General features: G+C 59.5%; 13 protein-coding genes. 5 read left to right on the top strand and 8 right to left on the bottom strand.

Annotation, left to right across the window (positions count from 1 at the left end):
• Nucleotides 1–77: 77 nt before the first annotated feature.
• The 5 genes from RBI05_RS10560 to cidR form a co-directional block, all read right to left on the bottom strand.
• Nucleotides 78–1,970, bottom strand: a complete 1,893-nt coding sequence (locus RBI05_RS10560) for an ABC transporter ATP-binding protein (protein ID WP_310551069.1) — start codon at nucleotides 1,968–1,970, stop codon at nucleotides 78–80.
• Nucleotides 1,967–3,700, bottom strand: a complete 1,734-nt coding sequence (locus RBI05_RS10555) for an ABC transporter ATP-binding protein (protein ID WP_310551068.1) — start codon at nucleotides 3,698–3,700, stop codon at nucleotides 1,967–1,969. The genes RBI05_RS10560 and RBI05_RS10555 overlap by 4 nt, the downstream gene beginning before the upstream one ends.
• A complete protein-coding gene (locus tag RBI05_RS10550) occupies nucleotides 3,693–4,127 on the bottom strand; it encodes a MarR family winged helix-turn-helix transcriptional regulator (RefSeq protein WP_150456438.1) in 435 nt (144 codons plus the stop codon). Before RBI05_RS10550 ends, RBI05_RS10555 begins: the two co-directional genes overlap by 8 nt.
• A 359-nt stretch (nucleotides 4,128–4,486) precedes the next feature.
• The gene (locus RBI05_RS10545) at nucleotides 4,487–4,687 is read right to left on the bottom strand and encodes an aspartyl-phosphate phosphatase Spo0E family protein (RefSeq protein ID WP_310551067.1); all 201 of its coding nucleotides are present in this window, start codon (nucleotides 4,685–4,687) and stop codon (nucleotides 4,487–4,489) included.
• A 106-nt stretch (nucleotides 4,688–4,793) separates the two neighbouring features.
• Nucleotides 4,794–5,687 carry a cidABC operon transcriptional activator CidR gene (gene cidR, locus RBI05_RS10540; RefSeq protein ID WP_310551066.1) on the bottom strand — a complete coding sequence of 298 codons (894 nt, stop codon included), beginning with the start codon at nucleotides 5,685–5,687 and terminating at the stop codon, nucleotides 4,794–4,796.
• A gap of 110 nt (nucleotides 5,688–5,797) precedes the next feature.
• Between cidR and RBI05_RS10535 the strand changes: the two genes are divergently transcribed.
• The 3 genes from RBI05_RS10535 to RBI05_RS10525 all read left to right on the top strand — a co-directional run bounded on the left by RBI05_RS10535 (nucleotide 5,798) and on the right by RBI05_RS10525 (nucleotide 7,475).
• A complete protein-coding gene (locus RBI05_RS10535) occupies nucleotides 5,798–6,169 on the top strand; it encodes a CidA/LrgA family holin-like protein (protein WP_150456435.1) in 372 nt (123 codons plus the stop codon).
• Nucleotides 6,166–6,849, top strand: coding sequence for a CidB/LrgB family autolysis modulator (locus tag RBI05_RS10530; RefSeq protein ID WP_191089424.1), 684 nt, complete (start codon nucleotides 6,166–6,168; stop codon nucleotides 6,847–6,849). The genes RBI05_RS10535 and RBI05_RS10530 overlap by 4 nt, the downstream gene beginning before the upstream one ends.
• 173 nt (nucleotides 6,850–7,022) lie before the next feature.
• Nucleotides 7,023–7,475: a hypothetical protein gene (locus tag RBI05_RS10525; protein ID WP_310551065.1), complete on the top strand. Its 453-nt coding sequence runs from the start codon at nucleotides 7,023–7,025 to the stop codon at nucleotides 7,473–7,475.
• Between the two features lie 590 nt (nucleotides 7,476–8,065).
• Here the strand turns inward: RBI05_RS10525 and RBI05_RS10520 are convergent.
• On the bottom strand, nucleotides 8,066–9,034 hold the full coding sequence (locus tag RBI05_RS10520) for a Gfo/Idh/MocA family protein (RefSeq protein WP_310551064.1): 969 nt from the start codon (nucleotides 9,032–9,034) through the stop codon (nucleotides 8,066–8,068).
• Nucleotides 9,035–9,119: 85 nt separating this feature from the next.
• Nucleotides 9,120–11,600: a helicase C-terminal domain-containing protein gene (locus RBI05_RS10515; RefSeq protein ID WP_310551063.1), complete on the bottom strand. Its 2,481-nt coding sequence runs from the start codon at nucleotides 11,598–11,600 to the stop codon at nucleotides 9,120–9,122.
• A gap of 105 nt (nucleotides 11,601–11,705) precedes the next feature.
• On the opposite strand from RBI05_RS10515, the gene RBI05_RS10510 reads away from it, so the two are divergent.
• Nucleotides 11,706–13,580, top strand: a complete 1,875-nt coding sequence (locus RBI05_RS10510) for an LTA synthase family protein (protein ID WP_310551087.1) — start codon at nucleotides 11,706–11,708, stop codon at nucleotides 13,578–13,580.
• Between the two features lie 165 nt (nucleotides 13,581–13,745).
• Here the strand turns inward: RBI05_RS10510 and RBI05_RS10505 are convergent, their stop codons facing one another.
• Nucleotides 13,746–14,177, bottom strand: a complete 432-nt coding sequence (locus tag RBI05_RS10505) for a MarR family winged helix-turn-helix transcriptional regulator (protein ID WP_150456431.1) — start codon at nucleotides 14,175–14,177, stop codon at nucleotides 13,746–13,748.
• A gap of 236 nt (nucleotides 14,178–14,413) precedes the next feature.
• Between RBI05_RS10505 and RBI05_RS10500 the strand changes: the two genes are divergently transcribed.
• On the top strand, nucleotides 14,414–16,114 hold the full coding sequence (locus tag RBI05_RS10500) for a methyl-accepting chemotaxis protein (protein WP_310551062.1): 1,701 nt from the start codon (nucleotides 14,414–14,416) through the stop codon (nucleotides 16,112–16,114).
• The last annotated feature ends 49 nt before the right edge of the window (nucleotides 16,115–16,163 follow it).

Raw genomic sequence — 16,163 nt, 5'->3', positions numbered from 1 at the left:
GCCATCCGCTCTGCGGACTGCCGGTTGAAGATCTCTTGCCTGAACCTGTGCTTCGCGGTCCGCCCTTAGGGGCAGACTCAGCCCGCTTCGGGCTCCGCGTCTTCGGAGAACTGGCTGTTGTACAGGTCGGCATAGAAGCCTCCCTGCTCCAGCAGCTCGGTATGCGTCCCCTTCTCGATGACCGTTCCCTTGTTCATGACGAGAATCAGATCGGCGTCGCGAATGGTGGACAGCCGGTGGGCGATGACGAAGCTGGTCCGTCCCTGCATGAGCGCGTTCATCGCCTTCTGGATCTGCACCTCCGTCCGGGTATCCACGCTGCTCGTCGCCTCATCCAGAATCAGAATCGACGGATCGGCCAGAATGGCCCGGGCGATGGTCAGCAGCTGCTTCTGGCCCTGCGAGATATTGGACGCTTCCTCGTTCAGCACCGTGTCATAGCCTTGGGGGAGAGTACGGATGAAGTGGTCGGCATGGGCGGCCTTGGCGGCCCGCACCACGTCGGCTTCGGATGCGCCCTCCCGCCCGTAGGCGATATTGTCGCGGATCGTTCCGTTGAACAGCCAGGTGTCCTGAAGCACCATGCCGAATCTTGAACGGAGATCGGCGCGGGTCATAGCTGTAATATCGACGCCGTCGATCAGAATCTGCCCGCCGCTGATTTCGTAGAAGCGCATCAGCAGATTGATGAGCGTCGTCTTCCCCGCGCCCGTCGGGCCGACGATGGCAATCGTCTGTCCGGGCTTGACGTCGATGTTCATATCCTCGATCAGCAGCTCGCCCGGCTTGTAGCCGAACTGCACCTGGCGGAATTCCACCGCGCCCTCTTCGCCCGCAGGCGTAAGCGAACGCTTGGTCTGCGGGGCTTCCGGCACTTCTTCCTCTTCATCCAGCAGCTCAAATACGCGCTCCGCGGAGGCGATCGTCGACTGGATGATATTCGCAATGTTCGCCACCTGCGTAATCGGCATGGTGAACTGGCGCGAATACTGGATGAAGGCCTGGATATCGCCGACATCAATCATTTTCTTCGTGACAAAAATCCCGCCGACGACGCAGACCAGCATATAGCCCAGATTGCCGATGAAGTTCATGAGCGGCATGATAATGCCGGAGATGAACTGGGCCCGCCAGCCGGAGCTGTACAGATCCTCATTGATGCTGTCAAATTCGCGCAGCGATTGGGGCTCCCGGCCGAACGCCTTGACGATCCGGTGGCCGGTGTACATCTCCTCGACATGACCGTTCAATTCGCCGAGGGACTTCTGCTGGTTCATGAAGTAGCCCTGCGAACGCTTCGTAATCAGCATAATCACAATCAGACTGAGCGGCAGCGTCACAATCGTAATCAGGGTCAGCCAGGGACTGATGGTCAGCATCATGATAATGACGCCGATCAGGGTGACGACAGACGTAATCAGCTGGGTCATGCTCTGCTGCAAAGTTGTGCTGATATTATCGACATCGTTGGTGGCCCGGCTCAGGATCTCCCCGTGGGTCCGGGAATCAAAATACTTCAGCGGCAGACGCTCCAGCTTGGCGTTGATCTGCTCGCGCATATCATAGACGACCCGTTGGGCGACGCCGGCCATCACATACTGCTGCACATAGGTGAACAGCGAACTCAAGAGATACAACGCGCCCAGAAGCAGCAGAATATCATTGATGTAGCCAAAATCCACTCCGGCTCCCGGCACTTTATGATAAATGCCCATGAAGCCTTCATACAGCTTGGTCGTCGCTTTGCCCATAATCTTCGGGCTGAAAATACTGAACACGGTGCTCAGTACCGCAAATAACAGAACCAGCAGGAGCTGCATCCGCTTCGGACGCAGATAACGGAGCAGGCGGCGAAGCGTGCCCTTGAAATCCTTGGCCTTCTGGGCCGGCATCCGCATGCCGCCATGCGGTCCCCCGGGCCCGTGAGGGCGCATGCCCGAAGGACGGGAACCCGATTTATGCTCACTCATGCGATCTCCTCCTCTGACAACTGCGAAGATACAATTTCCCGGTACACATCGCTGTTCTCCAGCAGTTCCCGGTGGGTGCCCATACCGGCAATCCGTCCTTCATCCAGGACGATAATGCGGTCGGCGTCCATAACGGTGCTGACGCGCTGGGCGACAATCAGCACGGTGGCTTCGGTCGTCTCGTCCTTGAGCGCCGCCCGCAGCTTGGCGTCCGTCTTGAAGTCGAGCGCGGAGAAGCTGTCGTCGAACAGATAGATTTCCGGCTTGCGGACCAGCGCACGGGCAATGGAGAGCCGCTGCTTCTGGCCCCCGGAGATATTGCCGCCGCCCTGGGCGATCTCCGAGTCGAACCCGTCCTTCATCGCCGAGACAAAATCGAACGCCTGGGCGATCTCCGCCGCATGGAGGATCTCCTCGTCGGTCGCATCCTCCTTGCCGTACCGGATGTTCTCGCTGACCGTGCCGCTGAACAGCACGGCTTTCTGCGGCACATATCCGATCTTCAGGCGAAGCTCCTCCTGGGTCATCTCGCGGACGTCGACGCCGTCCACTTTCACTCTTCCTTCGACCGCGTCATAGAACCGCGGGATCAGGCTCAGCAGCGTCGACTTGCCGGAGCCCGTGCCGCCGATAATGGCGGTGACTTCGCCGGGAGCCGCCGAGAAGCTGATATCCGACAAGGCAGGCTGCTCGGCTCCCGGATACGAGAACGTGACGTTCTCGAATTCCACGTACCCGCTGAGCCGGCCAGCCCGCTCTCCGGCCGGAGACGCCGGGTCTTCAATCTCCGGCTGCATCTCCATCACCTCATTGATCCGCTGGGCGGAGGCGGAAGCGCGGGGAATCAGAACGAACATCATGGAGACCATAATGAGCGAGAACATAATCTGCATGGCGTACTGGATGAAAGCCATCAGCGACCCCACGTTGAGGTTGCCCGCATCAATGCGCTGGCTGCCGATGTACAGAATGGCCAGCATCGAGAAGTTCATAATGAACATCATCATCGGCATCAGAAGCGCCATAATCTTGTTGACCCGGATGGCCGTTGCCGTCAGGTCGCCGTTCGCGGCGCTGAAACGCTCGTTCTCGTGGCGCGAACGATTGAAGGAGCGGATGACCCTCATGCCGGTCAGATGCTCCCGCAGCACCAGATTCAGCTTATCCAGCTTGATCTGGATCGCCTTGAACAGCGGCAGTCCCTTCGAGCCGACGAACGCGATGGCGCCCACAAGCAGCGGAACCACCACCACGAAGATCAGCGAGAGCTTCGCATCCTCATACACCGCCATGATGATCCCGCCGATCATCATCATCGGCGCTCCGATCATCATCCGCAGGATCATGGTCAGCACGGTCTGCACCTGTGTAATATCGTTGGTTGTCCGCGTAATAAGCGACGCGGTGCCCAGCTTGTCGAACTCATGCAGCGTGAAATTCTCCACATGATTGAACATGCGGGAGCGGGTGTCCCGGCCGAAGCCGGCCGCCACCTTCGCCGACAGGAAGCTCGCTGCAATCGAGCAGACGGCCCCGATGCCGGCTACCAGCAGCATGAAGCCGCCGACCCGCCAGATATAATCCCGGTTATCCCGGACAATGCCCTTGTTGACGATATCGGACATCAGCGTCGGCAGATATAAATCGCCGAGGGATTGCAGGAATACAAAAGTCAGGATAGCCGCGACCGAAAGCCGGTACGGCTTCAAATGTTTGAACAGTTTAACCATGGTTCTCATCTCCGTCCCTGGAAATCGACTCCGGACTGAAGTCATTGGTACTGACGAATTCATGCATCTTCAGCAGCAGCTCGGCCAGCCTGTTGCTGTCTTCCTCCCCCAGATACTCGACGAGCCGGTTCAAATGCTCCATCCGCCGCCTGCCGATTCGGCAGGCCGTCTTCCGTCCCTGCTCGGTCAAGTTGATCCGGACAATCCGGCGGTCGGCAGGGTCTGCCTGGCGCATGACCATAAGTTTCTCCTCCAGGCCGTTAACAAGTTGGGTAACGGTCGGCGGCGTGAGCCCGAGCAGCCGGCTGACCTCGGATACCTTCAGCCCGGTCTCGGCCAATTCGGCGTGCTGCGCAAGGCAGACCATCAGCTTCGCCTCGCTCGGCTTGTGGCCGTCGGACATCTTCTGCCAGTGGAACCGGTTCATCGTCCGAAAGGCTTCAATTAATTTATGGTTCGTCTGCTCCCGCTTCTCATCTATCCCAATGACAAGACCTCCCCTTTCCTTCGGCCATCTAATTAGGTCACTAAATATTTATACAATGAATTTATTAGGCTACCTAATTATATTTTCGGCCCAAGGTCATGTCAAATAATGAAAGCGTTGTCCTTTTTGAAAATTTTGCGGCCCTCCAGCGGCCGTTTCTCCCGGGCAGACGTCGCTGCTACGGCAAAAACAGCTCACCGAAATATATCGAAATAAATATATCGAAATAGCCGTTCCCATGGGAACGGCTGCGGGTTGAGCGCTATGAAGCTTGCCCTGCGGGACAAGCAGAATGGATTTCAATTGATGCGGGTCTGGGTCTTTCTGCTGCGCAATCCTTCCATCATACGCGTCTGGGCCATTACAATATAGCGGTCCAGCCGCTCACTAAGCTCAACCACCGCGCGGTCGCTCAGGCTGCGGGCGCGCGCCACCTCCAGCAGCTCGCCCCTCAAGCTCTCAATCTTCAGATTCAGCTCGTCGTCTCTCTCTGGAAGCATGGAATCACCTCTTTTACATGGCCTTTCATCCTATCATAACCGATGATACTAAAAAACAAAATTTGCAAAAAAAGAAAAATATGACGTTCTAAACGGCTTTGGCGTCTTATCGGTAGCGTTCCTCCAGCAGCGTGCGCGTGAAGGCCACCCACTCTCTGGCCGCGAAGGAGAGCTGCCGTCCCCGCCGCCAGATCATGCCAAGCTGCCAGGGAATTACCGGCTCCGCCAGCCGGATGACCGCGATCCGGCTCCGGTCGAGGTCGCGGGCGATTGTCTCCGGAAGCAGCGCAATCCCGAGACCGGCCGCCACCATGCGGGCGATCAGATCCCACTGCGAGCTCTCGTAGACCACCTTGGGCTGGAACCCGGCACGCACGCATTCGGTAATAATGAGATCATGCAGCGCAAAATCCTCCCGGAACAGAATGAACTCTTCCTCCGCCAGCTCCGCCAGACGCACGCCGTCTCTTCCTGCAAGCTTGTGCCCTGCCGGGACCAGCAGCTCCAGACGTTCTTCAATAAAGGAGAAGACATGGAACCGCTCCTCGCTGACCGGCAGCACCACGACTCCGATGTCCAGCAGTCCCGTCTCCACATCATTCTCCACCTTGCGCGCGCCGTCTTCATGCAGCCGGATCGACACCTGCGGATACTTGCGGTGGAACAGCCCGATAACCTCCGGGAAAAAATGGGCTCCGACCATCGGCGGCAGCCCGATCCGGATGTGGCCCTGCTTGAGCTGGCGCAGATCGTCCAGCTCAGAGGAGAGACTCTGGAACGACTCGACGATATTCTGCGCCTTCGGCAGCAGAATTTCACCGGCGTCGGTCAGCCGGATGCTTTTGCCTTCCCGGTGGAACAGGTCCGTGCCCAGCTCGTCTTCAATGTGACGGATCATCTTGCTGATGGTCGGCTGTGTAATATACAATGACTCGGCCGCTCTGGAGAAGCTCCCGAGCCGGGCCGCTTCGACGAAGTATTGAAGCTGACGAATTTCCATAGAACCTCCTATATAGACACGATGAATATTAACCATTCGTTATATTCATTTTACCTATGTAAGAAACGGATGTAAAATTTCAATACAAATGAAAGGAGCGGGATTTTAAGATGAAGAAAATTGCGAAGGGCATGCTGCAGGTCTTCGGCCTGACCCTCTTCTCCCTGCTCATGAATCATTTCTCCGGCTGGCTGCATCTCCCGATACCGGGAAGCATCGTTGGCATGGCTCTTCTCTTTGCGCTTCTGGAGCTTGGCGTGGTCCGGCTGAACTGGGTTGAGCTCGGCGCTTCCTGGCTGCTGGCCGAACTGCTGCTGTTCTTTATTCCATCCGCCATCGGCGTCATGAATTACAGCGCGCTGCTGGAGAGCGACGGTCTGCAGGTGCTGGCGGTTGTGCTGGGAGGCACCTTTGTCGTCATGGCCTGCTCGGGTCTTCTGACGGGTCTCATCTACAAAGCAAAGGAGCGTCGAACCTTATGATTCTGGGCCTGCTGCTTATGGCGCTTACCGTAGCCGTCTATCTGCTCGCCAAGCGGATCTACGGCGCCAAGAAGAAGATGTATCTCTCCCCCCTGATTGTGACTCCGCTTCTCATCATCGCCTTTCTGCTGATGACAGGCGTGTCCTATGACAGCTACAATGCGGGCGGGCAATGGCTGACGGATCTGCTTCAACCGGCTACCGTTGCTTTTGCGATTCCCTTGCATAAGAACTTCAAGGTACTCAAGAAGCATGCGGCCGAAATTGCGGCCGGCGTGCTGTCGGGTTCGGTAACGGCGGTGATCTCCTCCGTCCTGCTCGCCAAATGGCTGCATCTCAGCAGCGACCTGGCGACCAGCCTCGTTCCCCGGTCGGTCACTACCCCGATCGCTATGAGCATCTCGCAGTCCATCGGCGGCGTTCCGAGCATAACAGCGGTCTTCGTTATTCTGACCGGCGTTCTCGGAACGCTGATGGGACCGTCGGTTCTTCGCCTTTTCCGCATTGACAACGAAGTGGCGCGCGGGGTATCGCTGGGGACCGCGGCGCACGGGACCGGCACGTCCAAGGCTTTTGAGCTGAGCTCGCTGACCGGTACCATCTCCAGTATTTCCATGATTCTGACGGCGCTGTTCACGCTCGGCGTGGCTCCCGCGCTGCTCTCGATCTTCCTCCGCTAGGCCGCCCCCGGCTTGGGCCGCATGCCCGCCTCCGCATCCGATTGGATGCGGGAGGCGGGTTTTTTTGTACAGATTCAGACTCCCCCTCCCAGTAAATGGTTGAAATTACCATCGGCTGCGGTATAATCGCTACAAGGTTATCCATAATTCTATCCCGCAGGGAGGCGAATCCGATGAAGCCGTATAGAAGAGCAGCGGTACTGCTCGCCGTCTTAACCGTCGCCGGTTCCACTTCCGCCGATCCGAACGGTTCTCTTCCCTTATCGGCCTCTGCGGCTCCGGGTTCCGGCAGCCTTCCTTCCACTCCACGTGCAGACAACCGTCCTCAAGCCCTGTCCGGCCAGCAGATGAGCTATGCGTTTAATGGAACCTCCGCTATGCCGGAATGGAGAGCCAGGATTAATAACACCTCTGTGTATGATTACAAAGTGACGATCACCAAAGGAAGTCCTACGGGGCCATCCTCTTGGTCAGGCACGATTCCCAAGGGACAATCCTATAATATCTGGTCTGACTATGCCTATCCTGCCGATACCTACTATGTCAATCTGACCTGCGGAAGCGGCGCCATGTCGGGGAGCGTAGCCGCTCGCGTCGCTTCCACCCACGCCGAAGTCCTTCCCTAGTTCTCTGCGGCTGATACGAGAAATCCCCCGGGCTTCCCGTCCGGGGGATTTCTCTTCTTTTCTTGGATACGGCTTCATGGGCTTGGAACGCAACCGTCCTTTCAGAGGGATACGCAGGCAGGCGTCCCTCTTCGCACGAAAGCGGACCCGGATGACCTTATTTGCTCCAGAAACACGTATATTGCGGAGGAGCGGACCCCAATGACCTTATCCCTTCCCTGTCTGCCCGATTGCAAGGGTTAATGCGCCAATAAGGTCTCTGGTGTCCGCCAGGTCAGCCGTAGCGGCGCTTCAGGGAAGAATAGCGTCTCCTCGGTCCGCTGCAGTACGTAAGCCGGCTGTAACTATTCGAGATAAAAGGGTTCAAATAAAGGGGCGTCAGCCAGCCCGTACAGGTCTGCCGCCATTCTAACAGCGGTCGGCATCATCGACCCCTTCTTCTATCGCCTTATTCCTCCACACTCTCGCGAATAAATAAACACAGAACACAACAAATATAAGGGGGGCTTCCCGGGCGCGCTACACGAGTAACGGCCCGGCTGCGGGCGCGGCTAGCACCCGGCCACAGGCTGCCCCTGTCCCGCCCCTGCCTACAGCATCATCGGCTTGCCGGTCCGGGCCGATTCATAGGCGGCGCAGGTGACCTTCAGCGTCCGGTAGCCGTCCGCATAATCGCTGCGGATGCGCGAGCGGTCGCCGGTCCGCACCGCGTGGAGAAAGGCTTCGCTCTCCTCCACATACGGATTCCCGGCGGAAGGCGTCTCGGACGTGCCGCCCTCCCGTTTCTCGAGCAGCCGGTTCGGGTTCCAGTCGAGCAGTCCGCCCTCGTTGTAGAAGGTCAGCCCCACCCGGCTGACCTCGCCCGGCAGCACGCAGGTGTTGGAGATATTGGCGACCGCGCCGCTCTCTAGCTTCAAGGAGACGGTGCCGACGTCATGGACGCTAACGTTCTCCCGCTTCTCCTGCATGAACCGGCTGCCGTATACAGCGTACACTTCCGTGACTTCACCGGCCAGATAGCGGACCAGATCGACGATGTGCGTCGTCTGCTCGGTGAACTGGCCGCCGGAGCGGCTCTGGTCGCGCCACCACGGCGCGCCGGGCATCGCGCCCATCCATTCGCCGACAATCATGCCGATCCGGTCTTCGGCCAGCCTCGCCTTCAACCGCTGCACATTGTCCTGGTAGCGGAAATGATAGCCGACCGAGGTCAGCAGCCCGGTCTCCCGGATATCGTACAGCAGACTGGCCGGAATCTCCGTCGTCACGCCAAGCGGCTTCTCCACGAAGAAGGGGATGCCCCGGCGGATCAGCGCCCGTTCAACCGCTCCGTGGGCATCCGGCGGCACGCAGATATAGACGGCGTCCAGCTTCTCCGCCCCCAGCATCTCCAGCGGATCTCCATAGCCCCGCGCTCCGTAAGCGGCCGCCATCTCCTCGCCTTTCTCCCGGCTGCTTCCGCAGACCGCGGCCAGCCGCACGTCCGCCATCCCTGCCAGCAGGTCGGCGTGCATCTTCGCGAACCAGCCTGTCCCTACCATTCCGATATTCAGCGTCATCTTCTGTTCCTCCGCTTCTTCTAGAATGTCCAGCTTCTGTTCCTGTAAGCGTTCCCTGCCCAAGTTTCATAACCAGTATACTTGCTCAGCGCACCACCCGGTAGCCTCTCCACTCCCGGGGCAGCAGGTCCGCATACGGCTGGCGCAGGAACCGGTCGTCCGCCAGCACGATAACGCCGGTATCGGATTCCCCCCGGATCAGCCGTCCGCCCGCCTGAAGCACCTTGGTCATCCCCGGATACACGTAAGCATAGTCGAAGCCGTTCTTGCCCTGTTCGTCAAAAAACCGCCGCAGCAGCTCCCGCTCCAGCCCCACCTGCGGCAGTCCGACCCCGACAACCATAACGCCGCTGAGGCGGTCGCCCGGCAGGTCCACCCCCTCGGCGAACACGCCGCCGAGCACCGCGAAGCCGAGCAGCCCCTCGCGGCTGCCGGGCTGAAACGCCGCCAGAAAGGCTTCGCGGGCGGCCTCATCCATGCCTCCGGCCTGCACCAGGGTCCTCACGTCCGGGGCCAGCTCCGCGAACCGCTCGTATACGCGGTTCAGGTAGGCGTAGGACGGGAAGAACACCAGCCGGTTGGCCGGCGTTTCGGTCAGCGCCGCCAGCGCCCGCGCCAGGCGCTCCACCGAGCCTTCCCGGTCCCGGTAGCGGGTGGAGACCGGAAGAATGGACACGCTCCATTGCTCGGGCGAGAACGGCGAGGGAACGACCAGACTGTAGTCGTTCTCCCCGGCGCCCAGCATGTCCCGGTAGTAGGCGAGCGGCGAGAGCGTCGCCGAGAAATGAATCCGGCTGCGGAAGCCCTTCGCCGCCTGGGCGAGCAGATGCGACGGGTCCAGGTTGAACAGCTTCAGCCGCACATCCCCGCGCAGCACTTCGGCGTAAGTGAGATACCGCTCGTCGTAGGTCCGCAGCGTCCGCAGCATCGCCTGGGCGGCAAAATACGCCTCCAGCAGCGGGTCCCCCGCTTCGGCTTCCTCTTCTGCTTCGGCCGCTCCTTCCGGAGCGCCGGGGTCCGCGGGACCGGCCTCCGGGACCGGCCCGAACAGCAGCGGCAGCTCCGCTCCGGCCGCTCCGGGGGAACCCCCGGCCGGCGACGGCCGGCCCGCCGCGCGGGCCAGCTCTGCTTCCGCGGCCTCCGCGAAGCGCTCCAGCAGGCCGGGAAGCTCCGCCGGCGGCTCCTTCCAGACGCCTCCCCCCGCCTCGGCTGCGCCCGTGCCGGGCACTCCCGAACCGCGGCCGCCCGCAGCCGCGGCCTCTTCGCCGTCCGCAGCGGCACAGGCCTTGCGCAGCTGGACGAAGAAAGCGTTGACGGCCTTCGCCGCTGCCGCCAGGCGGCGGTCGGCCGCCCTGTACCGCCGGGAGATGGCCAGGAACGGCGCCTTCGTCAGCTGCGCCGAGTACATCTCCCGGCCCCGGTCGACCAGATTATGGGCTTCGTCGATCAGAAGCACCGTCTCCTTGCGGCGTTCGTCCGCGAGCCGCTTGAAGCCGATCCGCGGATCGAATACATAGTTGTAGTCGCAGATGACGGCATCGCAGGCATAGCTCACATCCAGCGACAGCTCGAACGGGCAGAGCCGATGCTTCCGGGCATACGCCTCGATGACCGAACGGTCCATCAGCGTCTCCGATCCGAGCAGGTCCATCAGCCCTTCGCCCAGCCGGTCGTAGTAGCCTTCCGCGAACGGGCAGGACTTCCCGGTACAGCCTTCTTCGCGGAAGCAGATTTTGTCCTTCGCGGTCAGCGTCACCGCATGCAGAACGAGGCCGCCCGCGGCAAGCCGGGCAAGCGCCTCCTGCGCGGCGAAGCGGGTCACCGTCTTGGCCGTTAGATACAGGAAGGCGCGCGCCCGGCCTTCGCCGATGGCCTTGACGGCCGGAAAGAGCGCGGACATCGTCTTGCCGATGCCCGTCGGCGCCTGCGCGAACAGATTGACCCGTTCGCTCACGGCCGTATAGACCGCGCCCGAGAGATGCCGCTGGCCCGGCCGGTAGGCGGAGAAGGGGAACGCCAGCTGCCGGGCGCTCTCCCGCATCGCCGCCTCATGCCGCAGCAGGAGCTCGGCATAGGGCGCGTACCGCTCGGCCGTCTCGGCCGCGAACGCCTCCAGTGCCGCCCTGGTCTCGGTGCGTTCGAAGCTGCGCCGCTCCCCGGTCGCGGTGTCCACATAAGTCAGCCGGACGCCGATGTCCGGCAGCTCCCGTTCCAGCACCGCCATATAGGCATACAGGAGCGCCTGGGCCCAGTGGACCTTCTTCCCTTCCGCCGGGAGCTCAGGCTCGGAGGAGGATTTGATCTCCTCGACGGTCAATGCCCCGTCCTCTCCCGCCAGCAGGCCGTCGCACCGGCCCTCCACGGCCAGAATCAGGCTGCCGACCGCAATCTCCGTCTTCAAAAACACTTCCTTCCGGTCCAATTCCCCGTACTCGCGCTGCACGGCCTGATGAATGCGCGTGCCCTCCGCCAGCGCCGATGCGCTGTGGAATCCGAAGCCAAGGCCGCCGCTCCGGTACACATGCTCGACCAGCGCCCGGACCGACAGGGCTACCCGGTTATTCATTCCACTCTCTTCCTTCCTGCCGCCGGGCCGCTGCGGCTTTGACAATCCCCTGTCCACGGTTGCATAATGGTCTGTGTATGTTGGGGAATTCTGCCCTTTATCATCATGAAAGAAGGCGAAGCCGTGTCATCCTCTGTAATCAAGCGGTGGCTCTCAAAGCCGTTTGTGTTCTTCACCTTGATTATGCTGCTCAAATGCCTGCTGGCCTGGGGCGTTATCTTTGATCATCCGCTGTCCTGGCAAGCGATTCTGACCGAACTCCCATTTGCCTGGGTGTTGTTCTCCCTGATTGAAGGCCTGGCGTCGAGGCGCAAGTTCGGCTATTATTTGACCGTCAATCTGGTGATGACGGGCATTTATTTTGCCGCCATTATGTACTACAAGTATTTCGGCGTTATCGTCACTTACCATGCGGCGGAACAGATGAACCAGGTCACCGAGGTCAAGAGCAGCGTCTTCTCGCTCATGGACCCGTACTACCTGCTCGTATTCGTCGATGTCATCGTGCTCGGCTACTACTTCCTTCTGAACAAGAAAGGCCGCAGCTACAAGAAAGAGCGGATCAACCGCCGCAGCAGCCGCCGGGTCTACACTGCCCTGCTCGTAGCCTCGCTTGCCGTCTGTCTCTTCAATATTCTGCCCAACAAGGCGAGCATGAACGAGATCAAGAAGGCGCAGGAGATGGGCATTCTTAATTATGAAGCTTACACGATCTTTGCTCAAGACAAACTCGATCCCGTCCCGGCCAGCCAGATTACCCAGGACGCCATCGACAAGACCAAGGGCATCCAGCATCCGGCCAATCCGTATCTCTTCGGCGCAGCCAAAGGCAAGAATCTTATTATCGTGCAGATGGAGTCGCTGCAGAATTTCCTGATCGGCCTGAAGATCGACGGCCAGGAGATTACGCCGCATCTGAACGCTTTTATGAAAGACAGCCTGTACTTCCCGAACTTCTATCAGATGGTGGGCCAGGGCAACACGTCGGACGCCGAATTCGTGTCCAATACCTCCCTCTATATTCCGCCAAAAGGGGCCGCCACCCAGATGTATGTCGACAAGGCTCTTCCCAGTCTGCCGCGCCTCCTGGGCGACGGCGGATACCAGACCGCGACCTTCCACGTGAACTCGGTCAAGTTCTGGAACCGGGGCGAACTCTACAGCGCGCTGGGCTGGCAGAAGTATTACGACCATTCGTTCTTCGGCGAAGAGGATTCCTTCTTCTTCGGCGCCTCGGACGAGGTGCTGTACCGCCGGACGACCGACGAGCTTCAGCAGATGAGCGCAACCGGGCGTCCCTTCTACGCCCAGATCATTTCCATGTCGGCGCACCACCCGTTCACCATCCCGGCGTCCAAGTACAAGATGAAGTTGCCGGAGCGCTATGAGGGCACGTTCGTGGGCGATTATGTCCGGGCCCAGAACTATGCCGATTATGCCTTCGGCCAGTTCGTGCAGGAGCTGAAAGACAAAGGACTGTGGGACAACAGCGTCATCATGGTCTACGGCGACCATATGGGACTGCCCATCTACTCGCTCGACAAAGACGACCAGAAGCTCATGAAGGAAATCTACGGCCACGAGTACGGCTACAGCAATATGCTGAATATTCCGTTGATCGTCCGTGTTCCCGGCGCCGAGCCGAAGACGCTGGGGCAGGTCGGCGGAGAAATTGACATTATGCCGACGGCTGCCAATCTGCTCGGCGTCTCCCTGGCGAATCACATTCATTTCGGCCAGGACCTGCTGAATCAGACCATCAATCTGCTGCCCGAGCGGTACTATCTCCCGTCCGGCTCCTTCATTGCCACTTCCGGCATTCTGATCCCGGGCAACAGCTTCGCGGACAATACCCAGTATCCGCTGGCTGCGCATGACAAACAGCCGGCCGCCACGGAGGATGAGTACAACCGGGCGCTCTACCTGCTCCGCATGTCCGACAGCTATGTGCAGCTGCTCCCGGATAAGAAGAAGAACTGACTTATCGCCTATCCCGTCTTCCAAAGAAAGACCGGGCGGCCAGGGATTCCCTGACCGCCCGGTCTTCTTATTTCGAGCCATTTCGAGCCTCTCTAGAACCGCCGCCTTGCTTGCTTCGCCGGGCGGACTATCGTTCTCCGGCGGCTGGCAGCAGCGCAGCAGGCTTTAGCGTTCCTGACGCTCGAGCATCCGGTAACAGGAAGCGAAGAGCTCCAGTTCTTCCGGCTTCAGAATCGCCAGCTGCTCGCTCAGCGTCGTCTGGAGCTGCTCCCGCCCCTCCCTCAGAACCTGCTCCCCCTTAGTCGTGATGTTCACCACAACAGCGCGCCGGTCATGCTCGTCCGGTTCGCGGGCGACCAGGCCGATGGCTTCCATCCGGTCGAGCATGACGGTTACCGCGCTCGACTTGACATCCATGCGCTCGGCCAATTGAACGACCCGCGCGCCCGGCCGCTTGGAGATCATGGTCAGCAGCGAGAATTGCGGGAAGGTAAGTCCCAGCTCCTTGGTCAATGACATGCCGGATATGATCCGTTTCTGCACTCTGAACATGGATAAGGCGATCTCTTCCACCAACTGGTCTTGCTCGAATGCCATTCTTGTTCACTCCCGTATCTTGTCGTACTCTTAGCGTATCATTTCGGGGTTGGGACATTCAATGGAAGATCGGGTCATTTTTAAAACTTCGGCAAAGTTGTGAATTTTAAATTGCCTGCTATTAAATTTTTTGCTTTTTGTCACCTATTCAACCGTTCTTATTAATGAACCGCTGTTTGAATTCCGATATAATGAGCATCGGCTTTTATAACTTGACGGATTGGGTTGGTGGAAGAATGAAACTGGCTACAAAATTAACGTGGATGATGCTGACTGTACTGCTGCTGGTCGGAGCCTCCATCGGCTTCTTCGGCTATCGCGCTGCCTATCATCAGATTGACGAAGCTGCCGGCATCGAGCTGGTCGGCTGCGCCAATATTACAACGGGATTACTGGACCCCGCTGTTGTCAGCGCCCTTGCGAACGGCGACAACAGCCAGCTAAAAGCGGTTCAGGATCGAATCGGCTGGGTAGTCGGGCACAAGCCGATCTTCAAGGAAGTGTTTATTCTGTCGCTGGACGGCAAGATCCTTGCCGCCGACAAGAACTTTCAGGCCCGCGGGTACAAGGCAGGCGATTCGTTCTATTTTAACCAAGAAGACAAAGACATGATTACCAAGATGAAGCATTCCACCTATTCCAGTGTCTATACATACGACGGCGTCTCGCTGAAGACCGGCTACGGGCCCATCTACCAGGACCATGATCCGACTAAGCCGATTGTCGCGCTGATGGCGATCAACTTTGATGGCTCACTTGTGAAAGAGCGCACAATGGAGATTATTCTGAAGCCGTTCCTGATCGGCGCGGGTATTCTGGTCGCAGCCATTCTCGCCGCCTACCTGCTGATCCGCCGGATGGTTCATCCGCTGTCCCGGCTGTCGGCTTCCGTCAACCGGGTCGCAAGCGGCGATCTCTCGCATGATCCGCTGCTGCTAAGCAGCAAGGATGAGATCGGAACGCTCGCCCGGGATTTCAACGACATGACGCTCAATCTGCGCAGCCTGATCACGGAGGTCAACGATACTTCCATGCAGGTAGCCTCCTCCTCTCAGGAGCTGTCGGCCAGCGCGCAGGAGACGAACCGCGCCGGCGAGCATACGGTCAACATTACGATGGACCTGGCCGAAGGCGCCCAGCTTCAGCTCAGCAATCTCGAGAGCAGCTATCGTTCCGTTCAGGAAGTGTCCCGCTTCATCGAAGAGATTGCCAAGAATACCGAAGAAGCGATGCAGTACGCTTCCCGGGGCACGGAGCAGGCCCGTTCCGGACGGGAGTCTATGGATTCGACGACCCGCCAGATGAAGGTTATGAGCGGCAGCATCGGCGATCTTGCCGGGATTATCGAGACGCTGTCCGGCCACTCCAGAGAGATTGAAGCCATTGTCGGCATTATCGCCGGCATTGCGGAAGAGACCAATCTCTTATCGCTGAATGCGGCCATCGAAGCGGCCCGCGCTGGCGAGGAAGGCCGCGGCTTCGCCGTCGTCGCCCAATCCGTCCGCAAGCTGGCCGAGCGCTCGTCCCAATCCGCCGCCCAGATCGGCATGCTGCTCGGACAGATTCTGGAGCAGATGGAGCTGGCGGGCGATACGATGAACCGCTCCTCCCAGGAGATGGAGCAGGGAACGGAGATGGTCGCGGCAGCCGGCCGCTCCTTCGCCGACATCGAGACGTTCGTGAACGCCATGTCGGGGCAGAGCCGGGAGATCTCGGATACGGTCCGCCAGCTCTCCGGCATTGCCGAGGAACTGGTGACCTCCCTCCAGAGCGTTGTCAGCATTTCCAATCAGACCGCCGAGGGAGCGGAGAGCATGTCCGCTTCCTCCCAGCAGCAGCTCGCTGCCATGCAGGAAGTGGAGGCGTCGGCCGCCTTCCTCTCGTCGCTGGCCGACAAGCTGCAGAATCTCATCGAGAGATTCAAGGTGGAGCAATAACAAGCCGTCCCGGCCGGCAGGCATGCTGCATTCGCGCCTGCCGGTTTTG

It is taken from the genome of Paenibacillus glufosinatiresistens (genome assembly GCF_031470375.1).
In the GTDB taxonomy this organism is placed as follows: Bacteria; Bacillota; Bacilli; order Paenibacillales; family Paenibacillaceae; genus Paenibacillus_AQ; species Paenibacillus_AQ glufosinatiresistens.
Note: the sequence above shows the minus strand (reverse complement) of the source record. Positions and strands in the feature narration are given on the sequence as shown.